The organism is Prochlorococcus marinus str. MIT 9211, assembly GCF_000018585.1.
Lineage (GTDB): Bacteria > Cyanobacteriota > Cyanobacteriia > PCC-6307 > Cyanobiaceae > Prochlorococcus_D > Prochlorococcus_D marinus_B.
This window is the reverse complement of the sequence record NC_009976.1, coordinates 838241-863263: the sequence shown is the minus strand read 5'-3', so window position 1 is coordinate 863263 and position 25023 is coordinate 838241. Positions and strand designations below refer to the sequence as shown.

Below are 25023 nucleotides of genomic sequence, written 5' to 3'. Positions count from 1 at the left end.
AATTTCAGTGAATGTTTCTTAATGGTGATGGTAATGGAGGGCTTTGCGGTCTAAGTTTTTTTAGCATTGAATCTATACCTATTTGTTCTGAAAATAATTGTTTGAATTCTGCGCGTTTTAAAAGTGTCTTGCCAAGTATTACTTTCTCATCTATTAATTGCCAAGAAATATCCTTAAATAGTTGGCCTAGCTCAATATCATCTGAAGAAATATCAATATAAAGCTCTTTTTCTCTTCTTGCCAGATTATTTAAAATAATAGATAATTCTATTTTAAGACGACTATCCCAGGCAACGTCTCTAATTAGTTTAAAAATTTGCTTCTCCTGTGAAAAATAGTGAGGAATTAGCGCTGCTATTGCTTTTCTATACTTACCTTCAGATGAAATTAACACTCCATTTACCGAGGATTTGTTGGTCAGTATTTCCTTTGAATCTCTATCTATAATTTGTCTTATATGAACTGGTTCGCTTGATTGAGCTAGTCTCCAAACGTCCAGATAGTTTGTCTTATTGATTTGTTCCCATTTTATTGATGCACTAGAGTTGTTTTGTGTGATTTGGTTTTGTAGGGTATCTCCTTCTTGAGAGGGCTTCCAACGATTTATATATTTTAATGGTTGAAACCCATTATATCTTGCATTTGTTAATTCATCACTATTAGCTGTAGAACATATCGTTAGCCAATTTCTTACATTTAATACTTTGATCTTCAATGCATTATCGAAGAGAATTCTTTTAATGCTTCTTGTTTGAGGTTCTTTAAGGGAACTATTTAGAGTAGGTTCTGAAATCGCCCAGCAAGTTCCCTTTATATTCACAGGTATAAGTGCAATATATCCAAGAACTTGATTCGACTGTATAGCTACTAGACAACTTGGTTGCTTAGCTGGAAGTAAGTTGGGAAATCGTTCTTCTATCCTTGCAATTAACCCCTTAAAAACCATTAGTTGAAGCCACTGAAATGTGTCTCCATCTTTTTCCATGCCTATGGATGGAAGGTGGTTGAAACTTAAAAACTCAACAGTAATAGGTTTTGTATTATCGTCTTGCACTTTGGTATGGATGCTTAGTTAAATCTATCTATTTTTAGTCCTTTTGCTTGCATTTTCTAATAAGGTCTAAGAATTAGTATAGGTGTTTTTTCATCACCATTACCAGCTGGGTTTGATATAAGCGCTTTTTCGAGTAAGGGGTTAAGCTTTTTGTTACTTGAAGCAAGAACTTTTACTCTGCCTAAGTCATTTGCGTCTACTACAGCAATATTAATTCCAAGTTTTTTATAGGCCTCATCACAAAATCTTTGCGGTTGATTGGGACCTAGAACAATTGTTTGATCATATGGAGGAGTCGTTCCGGTAATGTCGTCAATTAACCTTGCCTGTTTACCAGCTAAATTATAGAAGTAGCCTTTAATTCTGAATAATTTCAATAAAGCTCCAATAATCCATGCAAATGTAACTCTAGAAGGACCTACCTCATTGATTAGTGATTGCATCCCACACGCTGTTGCAAGGCTACTTGTGGGATGAAAAAATCTACAAAGAATTTTAGCTAAATTAGATGGTTCTATAGTGGCTGGATGAAAGTAATTGCCTTGAGTAATTGATAGAGGTGTTTCTCCTATTATTATAATATCGGAAGGGTTAACAATGTTTTTAGTATAGGTTTTAATGACTTCTATGGGATCATCTAGGACTCCTAGTATATGTGTTTTTACTGGAAGAATTCTGGAGTATCTGTTTGCAATAAATGATTTCTCCGTATTCTTAGTAAGAGTCGGTTTAGTTATAGCTAATGAGAATCCAGACCTATTAGCATTTCTTCCTGAAGGACCATAATCAATCCAAAAGACATCTACCCAAGCTAAGGACACATGTGATGTAAGATCTGCAAAACTTGGATCGGTTATATTAAGAGTAAAGTCAACTTCAGTAGATGAATTGCTTTTTACTATATAAGCTTTCCAGTTATAATCGGATCTATTATTCATATCATTATGCTTTGGAATTATCTTAATTTCTTTTGTAAGTGCGCTTAGGTCTTTTTCACCATATAAGCTAAGTTTTAAGGATATTTCAGGTATCATTAACTCTATTCTTTTGTACTTATTCTCTATAAGGAGAGTTCCTGATATAAATATATTATTCGATGCATGGATTACATTATATGTAATCGGAGTTATTTTAAGGTTTGACTTCTTTCTAAAGTTATGATTTATTTCCAAAAATAGAAAAAATACAAGTAGAGAGAGAATTAAAGGCATATGTTTATAGCTTTAGGGGAACTTAAGATTTTTATTTACGAGGGTCAGTATATCCATCCTTAGAGGCATCACTATTATATTCATTAAAGCTCTTTATTGAAATAGTAAATTCTGGAGGCTCCAGACCAGTTGCTTTGCTGATCGCTGAATTAATGGTTTCAATTGAAACCTGACCTTCATCATCTAAAATTACTTGCCCCTGGCCATTAATTACAACAACTTGCGGAACATTTCCATGCCAATAATAAGATGCATCTTCCGGGTTATCTGAAGTTCTATCTTGAAATTCGTCGGTTGTTAATGGTATTAAGTCAATAGTTGAAGTCCATAAGAGTTTAAGTCCAGATACAACTGGAGCAAACTGCTTACTGTCGGCATTATCGTCTAAATAAAATATTAATACACTAGTCCGTTTGTTTTCCAATGATTGTTTTAGTGTTGAGGCGGGAGGAACAAGTGAACCATTACCTGCATAGATTGGAAATATATTACCGTCAAAACTATTTGTATCTCGTGCTGCATTGAGTGGATTGACTAATGTAAATATAAAAATAAAAAGAGTTAGAACGAATGTTATTGGAAGCTTAATTAAGTTCATTTCTTAAGTAGTTTATAAAGAAAGTTTATCTGGATAGAGATCTACCCATCCCTTGAGCTATTCCTTTGCCAACTAAACCAATGGCACGACCAAGTACGTTAGTTAGTAGTATCACCATGAAATTACCTATATATTTTACCAGGGATTGTATCTGCGGAGCCAATGCATCTCTTGCTTCTACTAATAACGTAACTTGTTTTTGGAGCCAACCCAGTTCCCTTAATTCTTTATCTCGTAACTCTGTTAATATATAAGATTCAATAGAGCTTTGGTTGATACGGTAGAGAAGTCTTTTACTTTCGTATAAATGAATAGGACGAGTAAATAGACTTTGTATTCTAGATTGCGAATTTAATTGATTGCGAAGACGTTCAAGTTCTCTTGTAGAAATAAGATTTGAAGTTAGCAAATATTGTCTAAGGTCTGGCCAAATTGATGCTTGATTAAGAAGCTCTGAACTAATAATTTCAGCTGTTCTTATAAGCCAATTAGTTAAGATCATTTCCGTTCTTATAACTGACTTTGGGTGATCGTAGGGAAGGTATTGGTCATCAACTTTTAAGGATTCATTTAAAATGAGGGTTTGAACAATATTTTTAGGACTAGGCATATCCTCATCAATCTCGTCTAATTCAGTTAGTTTCTCTAGACGATCTCTTAATAGTACAGAGTTTCCTTCATATTCTATTGTTGTATAAGGTTCTGCTATTGAGCGGATAGCCTCTTTGCGAAGGTTAAGTTGAAATGAATTCCAGGTATCTATTATTTTAGACTCATTCTTATCCAGGGAAATTAACCGCAATAGTAACTTTTCTAGTTGAGTAATCAATTCCAGTAAAAGTGTTTTTTGTTTGCATTCAGTAATTGCCTGTAAGGCAAATATAGTCCCTGTAGAGTTTGATAAAGGATCACTTACTGATTTTCTCAGGCGAGTTATTATGAGTTCTATTACAGCCTTCGAATCCCTTTGGGGGAGTACTATATCTGCTACAAAATTATCGTATATATAATCAATATCTGAAGTTAATTTAGCTGAAATATCACTTATTGGCATGTTATGAATTGGTCCCCATACCCAAATTAATATGTTTTTTGCGCTATTTAGTTCTCTCTTCCTACCGTTTATGGCTATACGCAGAAAGGGGTTTATGGGTAGAGGGCTAAGAATTGGTTCCAATTGAGCAATTTTCATATCAATTTGGTCTATCCCTTGTTTCAAAAGATACTGACCTATACCAATTGATCTTTTCCTAGTGCTATTTATTGGATTCTGAGCTTGTTTTAATTGAAATACCCTCCCCCCTTCTAGAATTGTTGAAATAGAGTCAACTAATGTCTTTATATCTGGATCTTGGAGTATTCCATCACTTTCAAAATTCAAAATTTCATTAGGAGGTATTGATGTTTTACTTGGCAGTAGAAGAAGTATTGGCGATGGTGCCCATCTTTCGGATAGCGTCCTTAGCTCAAATCTAATCGTCGATGGAATTACTACATTATCAATTGCCCATATAACAAGAGCTGGAGCTTTAGTTAAATTTTCTTGTCGCAATATAATCTCATTGGATTTATTGGCAGATTGCAATTGAGCTGCTAAAGACTCCCCAAGCAAGGATGGAGCTAACAACAAGATTTGTTGGTATCCACCTTCGGTCAATTTCTTTTCTATATAGTTTTCCATAACTTAACTAGCTTTTACCTAATCTTCCAGTCCTAAATCAATAGAAATCGCCTATTAGCTATTCTTATTTCTTTTAGGCTATGTTTTTTGCATTAAAAGGTTGGTCTTGAAGGTCAATATTTAACAAGACCTTTATAGCTTCTTCTAAAGAAAATTTGTTGTCATAAAGCGCTCGACCTACTATAACACCAGTAACACCAGCCTTTTCTAGCGTTGTCAATGAAATTAGGTCAGCTAGAGAGCCTATCCCTCCAGAAGCTATTACGGGTGCATTTGAGACTTTCGCAACAGAGGTTAAACTTTTTAAATTTGGACCTTCTAAAGTTCCATCAGTAGAAATGTCTGTTGAAATAATTGCAGCTATTTTCGCGTTGGAAAATTGTTTTATAAGGTCTTCAGTTCTCACATCGCTTTGTTCTATCCAGCCTCTAGTTGCTACTTTGCCTTCCTTTGCATCTATTCCTAATACAATTTTTTTCGGAAAAGCAGAGGCTAGGTCCTCTACAAGCCTTGGATCCTCTAATGCTGCCGTACCAATAATCACTCTATCTATTCCATAATCTAATAATTCTTTAGCCCTTTTACTTGTTCTAATCCCTCCTCCTATTTGTATTGGGATAGATAGGCTTTTAGCTATTTGTTTGATTACATCATCATTAGATGAAAAACCTTGCCTTGCAGCATCCAGATCGACTATATGCAATCTGCTTGCACCCATGTCTTCCCATCTAAGGGCTTGACTTACAGGATCGCTGTTGAATTTAGTTACCTTATTGTAATTACCTTGAACTAGCCTTACACAATTGCCTTCTAGTAAATCTATAGCTGGGATAAGCTCCATATTGAAAAAGTATCTTTTATTTATCCTCCACCTGAATGTGTATTTTGTGGAACCCTCGGCACGCTTCAATAGATATGTTCACTTGCGTTAATGCTTTGAAAATTCTTGTAATGGGCGGTACTCGCTTTGTAGGTAAAGCCATAGTGGATCATTTACTAATAGATAAGCATGAGATCACTCTCTTTACTCGTGGGAACAATCCTTACCCAAATGGAGTACGTCATATTAAGGGTGACCGCAAAACAAGTGATATAGATAAATTAGAAGGATTAAAGTTCGATGTAATAATCGACTGCTCTGGCAGAAATCTTAGTGAGACGGAAGATGTAATTGCCAAAACAGGCTACCCGGAGCATAGATTTATATATATAAGCTCAGCAGGAATTTATTCTTATTCGGAATCTCTGCCAGTAGAAGAAACAAGTCCCATCGACCCTAATAGTAGACATATAGGGAAAGCAGAAACAGAGAGTTGGTTGAAAAATGAGGGCATACCTTTTACGGTCTTTCGTCCTACTTATATTTATGGTCCATCTAATTACAACCCTATTGAGAAATGGTTTTTCGACCGGATTACCTATTCACAAATTATTCCTTTACCAGATCAGGGAATGGGGCTTACCCAACTTGGACATGTTGCTGACTTAGCAAGGGCAATTAAAGTTAGTTTGGATTATAAGATTGCTGAAAACAAGATATACAATTGTAGTTCTGCTAAAGCTATTACATTTAAAGGCCTTGTTTACGCAGCTGCCAAGGCTAGTGGAAGTAATAAAGACGAACTACGGTTATGTTCATTTAATACATCTAAACTTGACCCTAAAGCAAGAAAGGCTTTTCCTCTAAGGTTGCCACATTTTTTTACAGATACATCTCTAATTCAAAGAGAGTTAGATTGGAAACCTATATATAGTCTTGAAAGAGGGTTAGAGGATAGTTACTTAAATGACTACACCTTACTTGTTAATAATAAACCAGACTTTACTTTAGATAATACTTTATTTTAGAACTAGAGTATTTGAAGGCTGAATAAATTGAGAGTGTCAATGAAATCCAGTAGGCAGTTAAACCAAAATCAAAAACAATATCAGAGATTAATACTGGTAATTTAAAAGGGAAGAGCAAAAATACTATAGAAGTAAATTGCAATAAAGTCTTTAATTTTGCTGAGTTAGATGCTGGTTGACCTATATTATTAGTAGATCTTGACTCTGTAATTAATAATTCTCTAGTAACAATAATCCAAAGGGACCAAAATGGAATTATCGATTGCTGATTTAACCATAAAAAAACAGTAAATATTACAAGTTTATCTGCTAATGGATCAAGCTTTGCTCCAAAAACAGTTCCATTACCTTTTTTCCTGGCGAAATATCCATCTAGTACGTCTGTTATTCCAGCTAATATAATAAGTATCCATGTTAACAATAGATTTTGGTAAATTAAAGTAGCTAGAATAGGTATGCAAACTATGATTCTAATTGATGTTAATATATCTGCAAGACTTATTGATTTTGGTAGAATATAATTCATTAGTTAATAATAATGTTTTTTGAAGAAGACTAAAGTTAATTATACTATAAATATAGTATAAGATGTGAGCTTAAGCTTTGACCTTTAGACTATTACACTATTTGTGTAATTTCTATTAGCAATTGATTTTGCTATTCATTTGTGCGAATATTAATACTGTATTTAGTTGTTTTTCAGATGACAGCCTTCCTATTGATTACTCTGGTAGGATCTCTCGTAGCGATGTACTTTATAGTCCGTAAATTGGAACAAAATTAATTCTGCGTACATTCCAAATAAATACTTATCAAAAATCTTTCAGCATAAACATGTTTAGCAGGCAAATTCACTTAAAGGCAGGTGACGACCTCAGAGCTAGTATAGAAGAATATGGCCGGCAAAAAAAAGAGTCTGGTTTCGTAACTGGTATTGTTGGTAATCTTTCTGCAGTTGCATTTCAATGTCCCGGAATTGATGTTCCGACGATAAAAAAAGGTAATCTTGAAATTATCACATTAAATGGAACCTTTACACCCAGCAATGTACACCTCCATCTAAGTTTCTCGGATTCCGACTGCAAGGTCTGGGGGGGGCACCTTGAATTAGGGACTATAGTATTAAAACAAGCTGACATTCTATTAACTTCCTTAGATCATGGAGTAAATAGTTCCACAATTAAAGGTGAAAAAAACACTAAAGAAACTTTCAGACTAGAAATTGCAGTAATTCCCGATTGTCCATGGTCTAATCGTGCTCTAAGAATGATTAAATCAAGTAATATCGCTTATAGGGTAACGGAAGTTAATAGTGATGACTCATTTAAACTAGTACAATCAAGGAGTGGTAGTTCAACTTTTCCCCAAATATTTATAGATGATGAATATATTGGTGGCTATGAGGAGTTTAATCAAATCATTAAATCAGGAAAACTTTTTTAATTCTATGAAAGTAGATAACTTTTATAAGTATTCTAGAAGATACTGGTCAGACAAACCATTGTGGTGCCAGCCATGGAGCATCATAATAACAGGTATATTATCACTGTTATTATGCTGGCTTCTTACTAGTAATATAATACTTATATCACTATTGACACTCTTAATAACTTTATGGTGGTTTACTTTTTTAGTAATAGCACCTATACAGTATTATGAATATTTAAATAGTAAATAATTTAATAATTCATATGGACCGTGATTTTAATATTAGAACTATACAAAACAATGATATTTTAAAAATTACTGAATTAGCTAAAGAGGAAGGCTTTGCACCTGGTATTGGAGACGTAAACATATATAGAAATACTGATCGACAAGGCCTATGGGTTGCATGTCTGAATGACAGTTTAATAGGGTCCATTGTAGGAGTAAAATATAATTCATTTTATGGATTCATAGGCCTTTTTATAGTTGATAAACAATTTCGTGGAAGAGGATTTGGCTTAGCTCTTTGGAAGCACGTATTACTTAAACTTTCAAATTTAGATTGTATAGGATTAGAAGCTGCTCCTGACAGAATTGATGATTATTCCTCTTGGGGTTTTCAACCTTCTTCTAGGACCACCAGATGGGAATATATCGGAGATGGTAAACAATCAGGAATACTACATTCTTCAACTAATACTAAAGGTCTAATTTTACTTCAAGACTCAGAGATTACTGAGGATGTTATTCAGAATTACGACATGAATAAGGAACCTACTCCTAGGCCTCACTTTTTGTCAGATTGGCTATTTAATAATAACTCGAGTAAAGTTCTGGCATTAACTAACTCCCAAGGTTCCTGTGTTGGGTTTGGGCGTATTCGTAAATGCCTTTTAAAGAAAGGAATAGGTTGGCGAATTGGCCCATTGATAGCTGATACCCCAGAGCTGGCTTCTATTTTACTTAAAAGTCTTTTACTTCGACATCCAGGGGTGATACTAATTGACACGCCAGGTTTAAATCCATTAGCAGATAACTTAATGAAAGAGCTAGGTTTTAAATCCTTATCTCATACAATGCGAATGTACAAGGGAACCCAACCTTCAGTTTCTATGAAAGAAATTTATGGTTTAGCATGCCTAGAACTAGGATAGTTAATATAAATATTAAACAGGAACTAATAAACTAGATATTTCTTAGATTTTTCTTTTCATGACTTAGCTCTTCTTCAAGTTGATTAATTAGCTTGCTTACTAACGATTGGAACTCTGGCTGACAACCTTTAAAAGCTGCCTTATGTCGTATATGTTCATTACGTGTTCTTAGATCAGTTAGCATTAACTGTAGAGAATCTATTTTTGCGTTAGTTTTCATCTGTTTAACTTATTTGTAATAATATAATCTTATAGCTAAAATTCTTCAATTGATTGTTGCATTGTTAATCGCTTATTATTTGGACTACTTGTAATTTCTATAATCTTACCTATAGATTCTTTTGTTTGTAATGCCTCTATGCAAGAGGATGCTACAAGTCTTCTAGGTATAGAACCTTCTTCCTGAGTATTTTTAGAACTGTAAAGAACACACTCGTCTTTTATATTCTCTTCATCTTCATTTAATCCACCTGGCCTAATTACTGTCCAGTCTAATTGGCTATTTTCAAGAGCTCTTTCACCTATTCGTTTGAATAGGAGAATAAATCCAAATAGATTTAATGGATGTATTAATTTTCCTGAGCATAAGGAACTTACAAGAATGATCCTCTTTAAACCAACTCTTTGACAGCTTTCAACTTGCTGTTTGACGGCTCTAGCGTCAATCTTACAAGGGCCAGTTAAGTCAGCACTAGGTCTGGCTCCCGTAGCGATAATTAAGGCATCACAATCCCTAAGAGCATTGTCAAGTTTGGAAGGATTGAATAATGAGACATTACACCTTTCTTTATTTTCAAGACTTTTAGGAAGTATTGAAGAATTTCGTACTAGAAGTTTTGTCTGAAATTTCTTCTTAATAGCTTCTTCTGCTATCCGATAACCAGTTTTTCCTGATGCTCCGCTAATTGCAACTTTCATCATTTGCTTAGTAATACTTTGATTATAAGACTTTAATAGAAAATATCATACTTTTATCGTCTTGTTTATGCTTTCTTGGTTATGACAGCTTTATCTCTTTTGGGATATAGCTGTTTACACAAGGAACAAACCATGCCATTACAGCCTCTAGCAGTACAATACTCTCTTCCATAATATATTATTTGCAGATGGAGCTTATTCCATAATGACTTTGGAAATATCATTTTAAGGTCGGCTTCTGTTGTTTTAACGCTTGTTCCTGAAGTTAATCCCCATCTTTGTGCTAAGCGATGAATATGTGTATCTACCGGGAAAGAAGGTACGCCAAATACTTGAGATATAACAACACTAGCAGTCTTATGTCCTACACCAGGAAGAGATTCTAATTTATTTAAACTATCTGGAATTTTTGAAGAGTGAGATAGGATAAGTTTCTCAGCTATTAGATATGCATATTTTGATTTTTGTTTAGCTAGGCCTAATTGCTTTATGTATGAATATATACCATCTATCCCTAGAGAATGCATTAGTTGAGGGGTATATGCAATAGGAAATAAATCCTCAGTAACCTCATTTACTTTCTTATCAGTGCTTTGTGCACTAAGCATTACTGCTATTAAAAATGTAAAGCTATTAATATGCCTAAGAGGTATTTTAGGTGATGGGTATAGTGACTCTAGCTTCTTAATAATTATATCTGCTCTTTGACGTTTATTCATATAAAAAGCTATTTAATCTTATATTTATCATACGGATTCACCTTTGGTCACTTTTATAAAGAAAAAAGAAAGAACACCAACAATAGCTTTTCAGAAGGTTGCTTTAGAATTACATTATACCTATTAGACGTAAGTCTAAATTTACTAAATTCTAAAAAAATAGAATAGTTGACTGATATTCACCTACATATAAACAATCTTAGCCACTACTATGGCAGTTCAAGTCAGACTATACCTACCTTACGATCAATAAATTTATCACTTATTAGAGGCGAATTACTTGGTATTTTAGGCCCATCAGGTTGTGGCAAAACCACACTCTTGCGACTGATAGCTGGTTTAGAGTCTCCATCACAAGGAAATATTTGTATTGAAAATAGAATAGTTTCTTCTCCAGAGCATGTTCTGCCAACTGAACGTAGGGGCATAGGAATGGTTTTTCAGGATTACGCATTATTCCCACATCTAAATGTATGGAGAAATGTCTGTTTTGGGCTATCCACAAATAGCGACAAAGCTAAGGCTAATTGGTTACTAGAACTCGTTGGGTTGATTGATTTGCGAGATAGTTACCCTCATCAACTATCTGGTGGACAAAAACAAAGGCTAGCCTTAGCAAGGGCACTTGCTCCAGGCACTTCATTACTGCTTTTAGATGAACCTTTTTGCAGCTTAGATGTAGAGGTAAGACATAATCTTCGCAATGTACTAACTAGTGTACTTAGATCCTGTTCAGCTACAGCAATATTAGTTACTCATGACCCACATGAAGCCTTAGGCATTTGTGATCGAGTGGCGGTATTAAAGGATGGCTCTTTACACCAGTGCTCCTCCCCTGTCGATATGTTACAAAAGCCACTTACATCCTTTGTAGGTAAATTTGTCTTTCAAAATAATATAGTAAATATACACTCAAATGGTAATAGTTTCAATACACCATATGGTTCGATCATTGCTCAATCTCATCTTTTTAAATCACAGCCAAATGTCCTCATGTTTGATGAAAACTCCTTATCTATATCATTAAATCCCTGCGGTAAATGTACGATTATAAGCAAAGAGTTTCGAGCTTCTCAATGGATTTGTAGAATTCAGGATTCTCAAAATATACTTAGGGTTTCAGTAACATTGGATGCTAATATTAAGATAGGAGATAAATGCGACCTCAAATTTATTAATGGTAAATATGCTTTTCTTTATCCAGGCTGTGTTTCTTGTATTCTTAAAGCAAATAATTAGCTAGTTACCTTCCGCAGATACATTTCCCTCCCTTCCAGTTAGAGCATTTTCTTTTTTTACATTGCTTCTTCTTTAATTTATAGAAAGCATTACTGCTTTGATCAAATTTATCTCTCAGACTATCTAAGTGTGTCATGTAACTGCTGAATAAAAGCAACTGATATTCATTCTCATTTTACAATAAGGTCATCTTTTACTAGTAGAAACTTCTTTTTATATATTTATCTTGTATCATTTGTATGTATCAAGAATATTCAAAGCCTTAGTCCCTTTACTCATGGAGACTTGACATGAATGACATCAGCATGAATACATCGACAGTAATGTCAGGGCCTTCTGGAAGAGCAATGGCTCAACCTATGGAGACTTCCTTAGTCGAAGCTCTCTATCAACATTTGACAATGGAAAGAAATTCTAGCGCGCAATATTTTGCTATGTCACTCTGGTTTGCGGAAAGAGAATTAAGAGGTTTTGCTTCATTTTTTAAGCATGAATCACTAAGTGAGCAAGAGCATGCTTCTAATTTTGCTAATTATTTAATAGCCAGAGGACAATCAGTTGTTCTTCAGGATATAGCAGCACCAAATCAGCAATGGGAGTCTATTGAATCAGTAATATGTCATGCATTTCAGATGGAAGCTGATGTAACTAGTTCATTACATCAATTGTATTCTCTAGCGGAGAGGGCGACCGATACAAGATCTAATGTTTTTCTTGATCCAATTATAGAAAGTCAAACTAAATCTGAGGATGAATTCGCCCACATTTTGGGAAAAGTAAGATTTGCCAATGAGCAACCACCAGCATTATTAATCATTGACAATGAATTGTCTACCAACTGATAATTTACTAATGCCAGTTTAATGGTCTTTTACATATCTCTAATAAAAATAATTTTGATAAATTACCTTCCTCAGTAGTACTCTTAAAGCCTTTAGTTACAGCAATCAATTCATCTTTTCTAGAAATCAGTCTATCTATCTCTACATTTAATCTTTTTATTAGGTATACATCTTTAGCTGTCTTGAGCATTTTATTGATTATGTCGTACCTATTTCTTATATATTCCATTTCTCGACATAAGCTTGCAATCAGCGAGTCAGATGTAGCTAAAGAGACCTTCATTTTAAATACTCAGTGGGGCAGCTTCTACAAACTCTGGGGCTAGGCTAATAGTACTTTCTCCAGAGGGGACTACTAATAAATCAGCAGACCTTAATCGACTAATCAGGCGGGTAGAAGTAACTCGGGTAGACCCAATTAACTCACCAATCCTTTCGTGAGTTAGCCTGAATGGCAATTGACACCAGTTACCACATCTTCTTCCCAATCGATTAACTAATAAAGCCAATAGAGCTTGAAGTCTTTGTTCTGCGTTGCCTAAATGTCTAATGCGAAGTAATTGAAGAGTCCATTCATTAACTGGGTCATATCCGTTTGCTTCTAGAGAGTCGGCATCACTTTTAAAGCAGAGAGGTGTCAAAGCCTCAACGCAAATACCTTCACTGCAGAGTCTTGCTGTTCTGAGTTGATCTCCAGATTGAAGAAAGGCCAAAGTCATTCCTTCTGTCTCTTCACATGGACAATAAACTCGAGCAATTCCTTCTATTACCTCAAGGCAAGAACCTTCAGAACGCGAAGACGGGTCAATGAGTACTGTCTGCCCTGGCGTCATCCTTACTTTTGGGACTGGCCCATCAGGAAGAAATCTGTAATTCATTTAGATAACAACGCTGCAATTGAGAATCGCTCTCAACCCTACATTAATAAGATTCCTTTTTGCAACCGATTCTCAATTGCATGACCTTTATTGAGAGTTTGCGAAGATATTTACCATTAATATGTAACTTTTTATACGATATTTGGGGAGAAAGTTCGTTTTTGAAGACTTTGAAAAGGTTTCTCCTGAAAATATTTTATGGAATAGAGCTAATTGGTATGTCCAAAAAAAAACCCACTCAATAAATGAGTGGGTGTGTTGCTTAGTTGAAAACCATAAATTATGGCTTTTGACTTTTAAGGATAAATTCGTTTGAAATTTATCCAGCTGTTATTTTGGCGTTCTCCATATTGTCAAACGCTTTACCTACACGCTTAAAGTCAAATCCCATTCCTCTAAGGGCATGCCATAGGTGTCCTTGAAGGTAGAAGAATCCAAGGAAGAAATGAGAGTTAGCAAGCCAAGCTCTTGCAGTATGTACATCTGCAGGTAAGTCAGATGCTGTATCTGCAAAGTATGGTGCGAAATCGAATTGAAGTTTTAGAACTTCACCATAAAGGTCTGTTGGATAAACAGTTGTATTTGTTGAACACCAGAAGGCTGCAACAAATGCACAATATGCAACACCAGCTAATGAATAAGAGAGGATTGACTCTGCTGATAAAAGTCCTTTTCCTTTAAATTCGGTGTATTCACCAAATTGCTTGGTAGCAATGTGGAATGCTCCACCAGTAATTAGGAAGAATGCAAGGAATGCATGACCACCCATTACGTCTTCCAGGCTAGATATTGATAGGAAATCAGCTTGGTGATTCCATACCATTCCAAGGTCTAGGTTGTAATCAACAGTTCTAGTAATACCTTTGGCAGCATCATAAATTCCATGAATTCTTGCCCATTCAACGAACTGAATGTTGCCTAATCCTAGGAAAATAAGGTGGTGACCAAGAATAAAGGTCAATCTGTCTGGATCGTCCCACTCGAAGTCGAACTTTTTAGCTCTGGCTGAGTCAGGATAATTACCTAGATCTCCTTCATATCTCATTGAATGCAAGAGTCCTCCTGCACCAAGTACTCCTGAGAAAATGAGGTGTAATACAGCTACTACTGTGCAGCCATAAGGTTCAGTAATAACCCCATTAGAAACACCACCTATGCCAAGTCCAGCAAGATGAGGCAAACAAATAAGGTTTTGATTACCCATCGGAATAGATGAGTCATAACGAGCGAGTTCGAAAAGAGTGAACGCACCTGCCCAGAACATCATCAAACCTGCATGAGCTGCATGAGCGGCGATGAATTTTCCTGAACGGTTTGTCACCCCAGAGTTACCCGCGTACCAGTCATAGGTAACGTTTGGGTTCCCGTAGGTCTGCACGAGAAATAATTATTAAGGGCGTATATAAGATATTTGAGTCTTCAACAAACGTGTAATACCTTCACATTGCTTAGTAATATTGTATTTTTTATACAACCAAACTTATTTATAGTTACCACCAAACTTTAATAGTTGTTACTCTTTTGGAGGTTGTCGTGGTTTATTTGCTATGGGGTAGGATGGTTCCTACGATTTGTCAGTTATAAAATGCTCCAAGACCTAAGAGGTAAAGAGATTTGTGCAATTCAACTATTAAAAAAATCCTACTAGAAAACAAGCAATTTGATCATATTGCAAAGTCGCAAAACAAAAAATTAATTATATGCCTTGGTTTATTGGGAGATTTCGATAGTTTTGAATATGTTCAATCCTTGATGCAGAAATGGGATGAATTGTTAGAGCTAAAAATTGATTTGCTGGTTTTAGCAATTGGAACAGAAGAATCTAAACGAAAATTTTGCTCTTATACAGGTCTTCCATCTAATAAATTATCAGTATTTCAGAATTGCAAGATTCATAAGCAATTAAGGCTTTGTTATGGTCTTAAACTCCCAATAGGAAATCTGAATAATCTTATTTTGATGTGTTTAGGAGTAAACTCTCCTGGAACACTTGCAGAAGTTCTTAGAGGTTATATAGGAGATAAAAGGTCAAGCAGAATTTTTAATGAGGATGATGAAATTTCATTATTTAAATTAATTAAATTTAAAGGTAAGGTTTTTGATTCACTAGGAGATAAGAATTGTATGAGGCCATTTGAATTGGCATCTCTTAGGCTTCTAAACATGATAGAAGTGTTTAAATATTGGAATATTTATATGTTTGACCATAATTTCCTCACAAATCGATCAGCAACTTTTCTTCTAGACCATAATCTTGATTTAATATATCAATACAAATCTAATTCTTTACTTACTTATTCTGAAACAATGTCAAATCCATTATCTTTTCTTAAAAATAAGAACTAGTACTGATGGCTTTTAACAATTGTACCTATTGTGGTTCAGCAAGACTTATCGCCGATAGAGCACTAGCAGGCAAGATAATATGCGCCGACTGTGGCAGGCCATATGTTAAAAATAGATCTCTTTTTATAAGATCAAGAAAAAAAGGAAAAGGCCTAAAATCATCTCTTGCACTTATTTCGCTTGTAATCATTGTACTCATTGTAATAATTAATAATTAGGGGTGCTTCTCCAATAATTATCATGTCTATAAACTTTTATCTTAGTATCAAATAGTTTGCTTAAAGATTCAGAGTTTAGCATTTTATCTGGAGTACCAGAGCTAATAATTACCCCTTGCTTAATAAAAATAACTCTTTGAGTCTCTGGGATAATATTATCTAATGTATTAGTCGTATAAAGAAGAGTAGTATTTGTATTTGCCAGATTGCTCAATAACTTTATTATATCGTAACTTGACTTTAAATCGAGCATTGCTGTCGGTTCATCAAGTACCAAAACCTTTGGATCGTTAGTAATAGCTCTAGCAATGAGAACCTTTCTTTTTTGCCCATCAGATAATTCAGAATATTTTTTATGTGATATTTGCGCAAGATTGAGTTCATCTAATATTTTCGAAGCCTTTGACTCATAAATATCAAGTGGAATTGTATTTTTATTTATACCAATAGTTCCATAAAACCCTGATATAAGTATATCCTTAACCTTTTGACTTCTACTTATCCGCAAGTCAATATCGCTTTTAACAAAAGCTACATTCTTCCTCATATCCCAAATATTAATAAGCTCATTATCAAATATTTTCAAATATGAGCCATTTTTTACTACTGGATAAAATAAACGACCAATGGTATTAATAAGAGTAGATTTTCCAGAACCATTAGGACCTATTACAGCACAATGCTCATTCAAAGCTAATTCTAGTGATAGATCTTTTATTATTGACTCTTCGCCTATTCTTATTTCAACATTTTTAAATTGCAACCAATTAGACTTCATAGGAGTCTTTGGCTCCATATTACGTAAAGTTGCCAACTTGACCAGGCGAAAATTAATAAGTATAACCAATTAAGCCAAGCAGGGCGAGTATTATTTGACATACCTATTCTTTATTTAGATTAATAAGAATGCGAGCCCTATAGGAATAATTAGCCTAGCTATTAACTTAACCACAATTTCCCTGTTGTTTTTTTCTGCTAGTATTTTATTCTCAGGAGGGTATAACATAGCTAATTCTTGATGGACACTATTTGTGTCACTTTTAATTGGATGTATGTCCCATGGCTTATCCTCATTTAGGGAGTTTTTGTACCAATCCCAATAATATTGGATCATTTTATCTTCTCCTAAAAGCTTAACATTGTCCTTTTCTATATATCCCATTTGGTCATTAAATGTTTGAGTCCTTAGAATCATATAGTCTTCGGCAAAAACCTTATAGAATATTCTATGCTGAAGATTTTTAAATAGAATTAAACTATTAAAGAAATTATTTTTAAGGAACTTCCTGTAATGCCGAACTATAACTCTTGCTTGATTCTTAGCAAGGGGAATATGATCCAGAACTTGAATATACCGTGATTCCTCTGGATTACCCTTGTAAATTATAATCCGACCAGGTGGAAGAAATTTGATCCTTATAAATTCACCTTTATCCTTTTCCTTGTATTTATACTTGCTTTCTATTTGATTGCTGTCTCGTGTTATTTCTTGATTGAAACTTGTAATAACATTTCTGTTAACATCGGCATCAGGTATAGTTTCTCCATGAACCCAAAATAAGTGAAGTATGTCTAGGTGATTCTCAACTATTCTAGCCCAATCACATTTAAAATCTACTATAACTTCTTCAAATTTATACTCCTCTGTTTTAAATCCATAGGTGTTAAGTATTTTTGAATCTATATTTTCTTTAACTTCTATTTCTTCAAGGTTTGTAGATGAACTACCAGTATAATTTATAAATATATAGTCTCCTACTTCTTTGCATAAGTACTGATAGAGATGTATCTTAGTTGCATAATTATTGTAATTGCTGTCAACTATATGATTGCAGGTTATCCTACTTAAATTGGTGCACTTTCCTGTAGATGAGAATTTCGCGCCATGGTAAGGACAAACAAGTTCTCCGTCTATAATTTGGCCTCCTCGGAACGAGGCCCCTCTGTGTGGGCATAGATCTTTTATACACCTTAAATTTGAATCTTTATCTTTATATATCATCAACGGTTCATTGAACATAGTAAAGAAATAAGGATCATCCCCACTTATTTCTCGAATACTACAAACTGCATACCAACCAAGAAGACCACTCTTTAACTGATTGGTAGGTTGTTTAGATTTATGAGTCTTTTTCTCATTACTAGTATTTTCGAGCAAATTCTTTGTTATGGAAGCACCATTGCTCAACTTAACTTTATTAAATTGTTGAAACCTGTCATCTTCCATAGCGTTCTGCATTATTAAAGCTAGAGAAAAGCTTTAACAAGGAAATAATACTACCTTTTTGAAGCATAAAAGGTCATATCACCAAGAAAACAGTTGTTTCTGTAGTGTTGTTCAATCTTTTTAGATAATTTATATGTCTGTATGTTTCAATTTGTTTTAACTACAGCTCTCGAACTCTTTTTACAAGTAAATCGTTATACCTCTATTTTGCTTCAATTGATTCTACGTAATCAGTTGCTTCTTCTAGGTTGTTGCAGAATTTACATGTTCCTAGATAACATCCAAGATATCTAAGAAAAGATCTTTTGCCTCCTGTAAGCTGATATTTATGAATGGTTCCTCCTTGAGGTGTTGAAATTACAAGCTGAGGCAGTGGTGACATGAAGAAATTGCTTTTTTAAAAAATGCTATTTATTGACTGGAAAAGCAATAGGTATATTTACCCCCTGAACTTCATGCATTAATTGGAGGACTCTGATTATCTTCATATATATCTAATGGTCTACAGATATCAATAAATTTATTGTAATTGAATTATCAATATTCAAGTAATACTAGTTAATAAAGGCATTTATACGGTAATCCTTGTTTCAGAAATAAAAATAACGCTAGTCAGTGATTAGCGTTTAGTTGGTGGCGGGGGGGAGATTTGAACTCCCGACCTTCGGGTTATGAGCCCGACGAGCTACCAGACTGCTCTACCCCGCGATGCTCTCTAAGCATACATCTGACTTGTTACTTATTCACTGTTAAGTGTGTTTTCCTGAAAACGTAACTCGCCATGTACTTCTAGTTGTACTCCAGTATTAAGACATAGGTTTTTCTCTTGTAATTCTTGCAGTCTTGTTGGAGTAAGCCAATCAAGTTGCTTTAAAAGGTGTAGAGCAACAGCATGCTTTGCCCTTTTAGAGCCATCTTCAACTTTAATTGCTATGCCCATACCTTCTCCATTACGACCTAAACATTGAATACCTTCGGCACCTCCTTTGCTTATGAGTTGACCATGAGCACGCATTATCAATTCAGTATCAAAGCTTTCGTTACCAGCTAAAAGGATTGGATTTGATGTAATTGCTCTGTTTACTTGCTCTAAGTCCGCATTTTGCGAATTACTTAATTGTGCATAAAGCAAAGCCATCTGAGAAATACTTAGTTTCAGGGTTGGTGCTCCACAATCATCTCTTGCTACAACAAATTCGTCAGATGGGATACGTAATAAATCAGAGACTCTTCTAAAAATTTCTTTTTGCAGAGGATGGTCAACTTCTAGGTAATTTTCAAGCGGCCAGTTCATTTTTTTACATGTAGCGAGAAAGGCTGCATGTTTTCCAGAACAATTATGCTCCAACCTGCTTTTCCTACCCTCTGGTATTGGACATTTTAAGGCGTCAACTTCAATTTCAGAATTCCAGAGGATTCGAAAACCTTCTCTTGCATGCAAAGTAGTACCTGAATGAGAGCCACAAGCAATTGCTATGGATTTATCAGAACAACTTGTTTTTTCAACCGTTCCACTATTAATAAAAGGAATAACTTGAAAAGGTTTTAAAGCAGAACGGATAAATGTCTCATAATTTGTATTACCTGCACCCATTAAAACTCTACCTTTGGAGTCACAGACTACTGCATGCACCCTATGGATAGACTCAACTATAGACCCTCGTAATAACCTTACTTCTATTGGTTGAATTGTAGTGCTCATTGGATTAAAAGCGCTCTCTTTATGATAAAGCAGTTAGCTCGTTATTCTTGGTAGAAAGTTGTATATTAGTACTGAAATAAGTAATATAATAAAATTGAATTGAAAGCATTTCTGGACAAAACTAATTATTGGCTTTACTTGAAATTCTGCTATTAAGGCATCTCTCTTTTTCATTTCTGCTGTTTTTTGCCACTTCTGACCATCATGCCAATCTGATTCTTCGTATACCACAATATCTGATTGCAATCTCTTATATATATATGACCACCCTAGATATAACCTAGAGATAAGTAAAAGTGGGATAATACATGAAGATAAAAATACAACAGTTATAAGGTGGGTTATATGAGTATTAAGAATTATACTTCCGGTTGCTATTATATAAGATATAATAATAGATATTATCCATATAATTAGTATAAAACGATATAAATCTCGCTTTTGAGAAACTGGAAGCTTGAAAAACCAGGATTGTTTTATCTCAATAAATTCATTGAGTGGTATCTGTTCCTTAGGAACTGGTGATGGAAAGCTATTTTTCATTACTATATATAGGAGATTCTATATTTAATTTCTCACCATTACTCCAAAATGATTCCAGTTCATAATAACTTCTTTCTTTAGGTTGAAAAATATTTACGAGTACATCTCCATAATCTAGTAATGCCCACTTTCCTTCTGACGTCCCCTCCTTTCGTATAGGGAGTAAATTAGCTTCTTCTTCCAGACGGTCCTCCACTGATTTTGATATTGCTTTGACTTGAACATCTGATAACCCTTCAGTTATTAAAATCCAATCTGCAAGGCTTGACACCTTATCGATATTTATAACTTGAATATTTCTTGCTTTTTTATCCTCACAAGCTTGGATTGCAATGTCCACAATCGATCTGCTATCCATAAACGTTTTCACTAGTTATAGACTGACCAGAGCCTTGTTGATCTGCCATTTCGGCTCTTGCTTTCTCGGCACTTCTTCTTAAGGCCTCTAATCGATCTTCAAAAAAAGCTCTGTTTTTCTTTTTTCTTGTTTTGTCGACTAGTTCCTTCAAGGCTCCGCCTAAACTCTTATACGCGTTTGGAACGCTGTAGCCGAATCTGCAAGCTAAATCTATTGCCCTTTCATCAGCTGCAATTGCATCCTGAAGCCTTTTCTCCGAATTATTTTTTAAGTAAAGCCTATATCCAGCAAACCCCGATAAGCCAAGAGCCATAAGCAATAAAAGGCCATCTTGAACCCATAATTCACCTATTGCACCACCTAAGCCAATGGCCAATGCTGCCATTTCCCATCCATCCCTTGGAATAGTGTCGTTTTGAATGCGACCTACTTCATGCCAAAAAAGTAGATTTCTATGATCAATAGCAAGATTTTCCCATTCCTCTAGATCTAATTGAATTTCTACTTCATCGCTACCAATTTCCTCAAGAGTAATTAAAGGGGGGTCAATAGAAGCAGAAGCTTCAACAAATACCCAGCTTTGATTCTCAGGTGGCAGCAGTCCTTTTAAGCGCTGTAGCTCGCTCATGGTTTCTGGTTTCCAATTTATGCAACTTAGCTAGTATTTATTTGTTACTAGCTTCGTCATTGGGTGATTTGAATCAGTACTTTGTGAAGCTAACCGATTTAGAGCAAATTATTAAATCCAATGCCACGGCGTAAAGATATACGTCGCATTCTCATCCTAGGTTCTGGACCAATTGTGATAGGCCAGGCCTGTGAATTCGATTATTCAGGAACCCAAGCCTGTAAAGCCTTAAAAGAGGAAGGATATGAAGTCGTATTAGTTAATTCTAATCCGGCTTCAATAATGACAGATCCTGAAATTGCCTATAGGACCTATATAGAACCAATAACATCAGATGTCATCGAAAAGGTTATTGAGGTGGAAAGGCCTCAGGCACTCCTTCCGACAATGGGAGGTCAAACGGCTTTAAACATATCTGTAGAACTTGCTGAGAAAGGAATTCTTAAAAAATTTGGCGTAGAACTTATCGGAGCAGATCTAGCCTCAATAAAAAGGGCAGAAGATCGCCAATTATTTAAAGACTCTATGAAGAATATTGGAGTAAATGTATGTCCATCTGGTATTGCATCCAATATTGAGGAGTCTCTTTCTGTAGGAAATACAATATCGACTTTCCCAAGAATTATCCGACCTGCCTTTACCCTTGGTGGAAGTGGCGGAGGCATTGCATATAACAAAGAAGAATTTATATCTATTTGCAAGCAAGGATTGGAAGCTAGTCCAGTTTCTCAAATACTTATTGAAAAGTCTTTATTGGGATGGAAGGAGTTTGAATTGGAAGTAATGAGAGATATTTCAGACAATGTAGTTATTGTTTGCAGTATTGAAAATCTCGATCCTATGGGTATTCACACTGGTGATTCTATAACAGTAGCACCAGCGCAAACATTAACTGACCGTGAATATCAAAGACTAAGGGATTATTCAATAAAAATAATTAGAGAAATTGGAGTAGAAACTGGAGGGAGCAATATTCAATTTGCAGTGAATCCTATTGATGGTGAAGTAATAGTTATTGAAATGAACCCTAGGGTTAGTCGTTCATCAGCTTTGGCAAGTAAAGCTACTGGTTTCCCAATAGCAAAGATCGCAGCATTGTTAGCAGTTGGTTACAGACTCGATGAAATTGTTAACGACATCACAGGTAAAACACCAGCTTGCTTTGAGCCAACAATTGATTATGTAGTCACAAAAATTCCACGATTTGCATTTGAGAAATTCGGTGGAAGTCCTGCAGTTCTGAACACATCAATGAAGTCTGTAGGAGAAGCTATGGCAATAGGCAGATCTTTTGAAGAATCATTTCAGAAAGCATTAAGGTCCCTAGAAGTAGGTCTATCAGGATGGGGATGTGATGGTACTGATCAATTAATTAAGTCAGTTGATTTAGATAAATTATTGAGGACACCTTCACCAGAAAGAATAATGGCAGTTAGAACTGCAATGTTGGAAGGTAGGTCTGATGAAAATATATACAGAATTTCTAATATTGACCCCTGGTTTTTATCTAAACTACGAAACATTATTATAGCTGAACAGTCAATTCTAACAGATAAGAACATAGAGGATGTTAATGAAGAGGAATTATTTTTGCTCAAACAACTAGGATTTTCTGATAGACAAATAGCATGGGCTCTTAGAGTGAATGAATTGCAAATCCGGAGTCTAAGAAAACGGTTTAATATATTGCCAAAATTTAAAACAGTGGATACCTGTGCAGCTGAATTTAGCTCCTCCACTCCCTACCATTATTCAACTTATGAAAGACAAGTTAAAAAAATAGATTTAGACGGAACAATTAATAAGATTGAGCTAGATAGAGAAATTGAGGCAAGCTATACTAATAAAGTTCTTATTTTAGGTGGAGGGCCAAATAGAATAGGGCAAGGGATAGAATTTGATTATTGCTGCTGTCACTCATCATATCAATTTCAGGTAGATGGTTACACAACTATAATGGTTAATAGTAATCCTGAAACTGTTTCCACAGACTATGATACTAGCGATATTCTTTATTTTGAACCATTAACTCTAGAGGATATTTTAAATATTATTGAATATGAGCAACCTAATGGAGTAATCGTTCAATTTGGAGGTCAGACACCACTAAAGTTATCAATACCAATCATGAACTGGCTTAATTCTAGTGATGGAATCAAAACCCAAACAAAAATATTAGGAACATCTCCTATATCTATAGATAAGGCGGAAGATCGTGAGCAATTTGATAAAATTTTAAATGACCTAAAGATTAAACAACCTCGAAATGGTATAGCAAGATCTATTAGTGAAGCTATAGCTATAGCACAAGATATTAAATATCCAATAGTAGTTCGTCCATCTTATGTACTAGGGGGTCGAGCAATGGAAATTGTCTATGAAGATGAGGAATTAGTTAGATATATGAATGAGGCTGTAAAGGTTGAGCCAGATCATCCTGTATTGATAGATCAATATCTACAGAATGCAATTGAAGTTGATGTTGATGCTCTTTGTGATCGTACAGGTAATGTTGTTATTGGCGGTTTGATGGAACATATAGAACCAGCAGGTATTCACTCTGGAGATTCTGCCTGCTGCTTGCCATCTATATCGTTATCAAAAGATTCACAGCTAACTATAAGAAAATGGACCGAGTCCCTATCTAAAGCACTAAATGTTGAAGGTTTAATAAACCTACAATTTGCTGTACAGATAGATACTGAAGGTATAGAGCAAGTTTTTATAATTGAAGCAAATCCAAGAGCATCTAGGACTGTTCCATTCGTCTCTAAGGCTACAGGCTTGCCATTGGCACGTATAGCTACAAGTCTAATTGGAGGCAAAACATTAAATCAACTTGGAGTGACTAAAGAACCAATACCGCCTCTTCAAACAATAAAAGAGGCAGTCATGCCCTTTAAGCGCTTTCCAGGATCAGACAGTGTTCTAGGACCAGAAATGAGATCTACAGGTGAGGTAATGGGCTCGGCTACTGATTTCGGTATGGCATACGCCAAGTCAGAGCTTGCAGCGGGAGAAGCTTTGCCCACGAGTGGGGTAGTGTTTTTATCCACTCATGACAGAGATAAACCTTCCCTCGTTCCTATTGCAAGATCATTGATTGACTTAGGTTTTACCCTGACTGCAACTCTCGGCACTTCAAAATATCTTATGGACGCTGGAGTATTGGTAGAACCTATTCTAAAAGTTCATGAGGGACGACCAAATATAGAAGACCTAATAAGATCTGCACAAATTCAATTAATAATAAATACTCCTATAGGAAGGCAAGCAGCCCACGATGATAAGTATTTAAGAAGAGCAGCTCTTGATTATTCAGTGCCTACATTAACTACTGTTGCAGGAGCGAAGGCAGCTGTCGAAGCTATAACAGCATTGCAAAATCACAAAATAACAATTAATGCATTACAAGACATTCATCATTAATT

27 protein-coding genes and 1 tRNA gene are annotated in these 25023 nt (G+C 35.1%); 8 read left to right on the top strand and 20 right to left on the bottom strand.

The window, feature by feature from the left end; genetic code table 11:
• Positions 1-4 precede the first annotated feature (4 nt).
• The 5 genes from P9211_RS04730 to hisA all read right to left on the bottom strand — a co-directional run bounded on the left by P9211_RS04730 (position 5) and on the right by hisA (position 5385).
• Positions 5-1054 carry a hypothetical protein gene (locus P9211_RS04730; RefSeq protein WP_012195521.1) on the bottom strand — a complete coding sequence of 350 codons (1050 nt, stop codon included), beginning with the start codon at positions 1052-1054 and terminating at the stop codon, positions 5-7.
• Between the two features lie 56 nt (positions 1055-1110).
• A complete protein-coding gene (locus P9211_RS04725) occupies positions 1111-2265 on the bottom strand; it encodes a hypothetical protein (RefSeq protein WP_012195520.1) in 1155 nt (384 codons plus the stop codon).
• A gap of 31 nt (positions 2266-2296) precedes the next feature.
• A complete protein-coding gene (locus tag P9211_RS04720) occupies positions 2297-2863 on the bottom strand; it encodes a thylakoid membrane photosystem I accumulation factor (protein ID WP_012195519.1) in 567 nt (188 codons plus the stop codon).
• A gap of 25 nt (positions 2864-2888) precedes the next feature.
• The gene (locus P9211_RS04715) at positions 2889-4544 is read right to left on the bottom strand and encodes a DUF3685 domain-containing protein (protein ID WP_012195518.1); all 1656 of its coding nucleotides are present in this window, start codon (positions 4542-4544) and stop codon (positions 2889-2891) included.
• Positions 4545-4617: 73 nt separating this feature from the next.
• A complete protein-coding gene (gene hisA, locus P9211_RS04710; protein WP_012195517.1) occupies positions 4618-5385 on the bottom strand; it encodes a 1-(5-phosphoribosyl)-5-[(5-phosphoribosylamino)methylideneamino]imidazole-4-carboxamide isomerase in 768 nt (255 codons plus the stop codon).
• Between the two features lie 35 nt (positions 5386-5420).
• Here hisA and P9211_RS04705 point away from each other — a divergent pair, with 35 nt between their 5' ends.
• Positions 5421-6392, top strand: a complete 972-nt coding sequence (locus tag P9211_RS04705; protein WP_012195516.1) for an NAD-dependent epimerase/dehydratase family protein — start codon at positions 5421-5423, stop codon at positions 6390-6392.
• On the opposite strand, the gene P9211_RS04700 is transcribed toward P9211_RS04705, so the two are convergent.
• Complete coding sequence (locus tag P9211_RS04700) at positions 6367-6918, bottom strand: CDP-alcohol phosphatidyltransferase family protein (protein WP_012195515.1); 552 nt, start codon at positions 6916-6918, stop codon at positions 6367-6369. The two genes, P9211_RS04705 and P9211_RS04700, sit on opposite strands and share 26 nt — an antisense overlap.
• 308 nt (positions 6919-7226) lie before the next feature.
• On the opposite strand from P9211_RS04700, the gene P9211_RS04695 reads away from it, so the two are divergent.
• Genes P9211_RS04695 through P9211_RS04690 form a run of 3 tightly spaced genes read left to right on the top strand, consistent with a single transcriptional unit; the run spans position 7227 to position 8974 of the window.
• On the top strand, positions 7227-7835 hold the full coding sequence (locus tag P9211_RS04695) for a PCC domain-containing protein (protein WP_012195514.1): 609 nt from the start codon (positions 7227-7229) through the stop codon (positions 7833-7835).
• Positions 7771-8070 (top strand): DUF6737 family protein, encoded by a 300-nt coding sequence (locus P9211_RS10010; RefSeq protein WP_343205484.1) that lies wholly within the window; start codon positions 7771-7773, stop codon positions 8068-8070. Before P9211_RS04695 ends, P9211_RS10010 begins: the two co-directional genes overlap by 65 nt.
• Before the next feature lie 13 nt (positions 8071-8083).
• The gene (locus P9211_RS04690; RefSeq protein ID WP_012195513.1) at positions 8084-8974 is read left to right on the top strand and encodes a GNAT family N-acetyltransferase; all 891 of its coding nucleotides are present in this window, start codon (positions 8084-8086) and stop codon (positions 8972-8974) included.
• A gap of 31 nt (positions 8975-9005) precedes the next feature.
• Here P9211_RS04690 and P9211_RS04685 read toward each other — a convergent pair whose 3' ends face one another.
• The 3 genes from P9211_RS04685 to P9211_RS04675 form a co-directional block, all read right to left on the bottom strand.
• Complete coding sequence (locus tag P9211_RS04685) at positions 9006-9194, bottom strand: hypothetical protein (protein ID WP_012195512.1); 189 nt, start codon at positions 9192-9194, stop codon at positions 9006-9008.
• Positions 9195-9229: 35 nt separating this feature from the next.
• On the bottom strand, positions 9230-9892 hold the full coding sequence (locus tag P9211_RS04680; RefSeq protein WP_041391119.1) for an SDR family oxidoreductase: 663 nt from the start codon (positions 9890-9892) through the stop codon (positions 9230-9232).
• A gap of 65 nt (positions 9893-9957) precedes the next feature.
• Entirely contained in the window at positions 9958-10611 is a 654-nt protein-coding gene (locus P9211_RS04675) for an endonuclease III domain-containing protein (protein WP_012195510.1), read from the bottom strand.
• Between the two features lie 168 nt (positions 10612-10779).
• Between P9211_RS04675 and P9211_RS04670 the strand changes: the two genes are divergently transcribed.
• Together P9211_RS04670 and P9211_RS04665 are read left to right on the top strand one after the other, a co-directional pair.
• A complete protein-coding gene (locus P9211_RS04670; RefSeq protein ID WP_012195509.1) occupies positions 10780-11850 on the top strand; it encodes an ABC transporter ATP-binding protein in 1071 nt (356 codons plus the stop codon).
• A gap of 290 nt (positions 11851-12140) precedes the next feature.
• Positions 12141-12692 carry a ferritin gene (locus P9211_RS04665; protein WP_012195508.1) on the top strand — a complete coding sequence of 184 codons (552 nt, stop codon included), beginning with the start codon at positions 12141-12143 and terminating at the stop codon, positions 12690-12692.
• A 7-nt stretch (positions 12693-12699) separates the two neighbouring features.
• Here the strand turns inward: P9211_RS04665 and P9211_RS04660 are convergent, their stop codons facing one another.
• The 3 genes from P9211_RS04660 to P9211_RS04650 form a co-directional block, all read right to left on the bottom strand.
• A complete protein-coding gene (locus P9211_RS04660) occupies positions 12700-12975 on the bottom strand; it encodes a hypothetical protein (protein WP_012195507.1) in 276 nt (91 codons plus the stop codon).
• A 1-nt stretch (position 12976) separates the two neighbouring features.
• Positions 12977-13570 (bottom strand): helix-turn-helix domain-containing protein, encoded by a 594-nt coding sequence (locus P9211_RS04655; protein ID WP_012195506.1) that lies wholly within the window; start codon positions 13568-13570, stop codon positions 12977-12979.
• Between the two features lie 319 nt (positions 13571-13889).
• A complete protein-coding gene (locus P9211_RS04650; protein WP_012195504.1) occupies positions 13890-14948 on the bottom strand; it encodes a chlorophyll a/b binding light-harvesting protein in 1059 nt (352 codons plus the stop codon).
• Between the two features lie 236 nt (positions 14949-15184).
• Here P9211_RS04650 and P9211_RS04645 point away from each other — a divergent pair, with 236 nt between their 5' ends.
• Positions 15185-15916, top strand: a complete 732-nt coding sequence (locus tag P9211_RS04645; RefSeq protein ID WP_012195503.1) for an AhpC/TSA family protein — start codon at positions 15185-15187, stop codon at positions 15914-15916.
• A 207-nt stretch (positions 15917-16123) separates the two neighbouring features.
• Here the strand turns inward: P9211_RS04645 and P9211_RS04635 are convergent, their stop codons facing one another.
• The 8 genes from P9211_RS04635 to P9211_RS04600 all read right to left on the bottom strand — a co-directional run bounded on the left by P9211_RS04635 (position 16124) and on the right by P9211_RS04600 (position 21592).
• Positions 16124-16930: an ABC transporter ATP-binding protein gene (locus P9211_RS04635; RefSeq protein WP_049750859.1), complete on the bottom strand. Its 807-nt coding sequence runs from the start codon at positions 16928-16930 to the stop codon at positions 16124-16126.
• Positions 16931-17026: 96 nt separating this feature from the next.
• Positions 17027-18361 (bottom strand): Rieske 2Fe-2S domain-containing protein, encoded by a 1335-nt coding sequence (locus P9211_RS04630; RefSeq protein ID WP_049750897.1) that lies wholly within the window; start codon positions 18359-18361, stop codon positions 17027-17029.
• 202 nt (positions 18362-18563) lie between these two features.
• Positions 18564-18743 carry a hypothetical protein gene (locus P9211_RS04625; protein WP_012195499.1) on the bottom strand — a complete coding sequence of 60 codons (180 nt, stop codon included), beginning with the start codon at positions 18741-18743 and terminating at the stop codon, positions 18564-18566.
• 249 nt (positions 18744-18992) lie between these two features.
• Positions 18993-19069 (bottom strand) — tRNA-Met (locus P9211_RS04620).
• A 31-nt stretch (positions 19070-19100) separates the two neighbouring features.
• On the bottom strand, positions 19101-20063 hold the full coding sequence (locus P9211_RS04615) for an asparaginase (protein WP_012195498.1): 963 nt from the start codon (positions 20061-20063) through the stop codon (positions 19101-19103).
• Between the two features lie 33 nt (positions 20064-20096).
• A complete protein-coding gene (locus P9211_RS10050) occupies positions 20097-20606 on the bottom strand; it encodes a CGLD27 family protein (protein WP_012195497.1) in 510 nt (169 codons plus the stop codon).
• Positions 20596-20964, bottom strand: a complete 369-nt coding sequence (gene rsfS, locus P9211_RS04605) for a ribosome silencing factor (RefSeq protein ID WP_012195496.1) — start codon at positions 20962-20964, stop codon at positions 20596-20598. The genes P9211_RS10050 and rsfS overlap by 11 nt, the downstream gene beginning before the upstream one ends.
• A complete protein-coding gene (locus tag P9211_RS04600) occupies positions 20957-21592 on the bottom strand; it encodes a DUF3318 domain-containing protein (protein ID WP_012195495.1) in 636 nt (211 codons plus the stop codon). The genes rsfS and P9211_RS04600 overlap by 8 nt, the downstream gene beginning before the upstream one ends.
• Before the next feature lie 120 nt (positions 21593-21712).
• Between P9211_RS04600 and carB the strand changes: the two genes are divergently transcribed.
• Positions 21713-25021 (top strand): carbamoyl-phosphate synthase large subunit, encoded by a 3309-nt coding sequence (gene carB, locus P9211_RS04595; RefSeq protein WP_012195494.1) that lies wholly within the window; start codon positions 21713-21715, stop codon positions 25019-25021.
• The last annotated feature ends 2 nt before the right edge of the window (positions 25022-25023 follow it).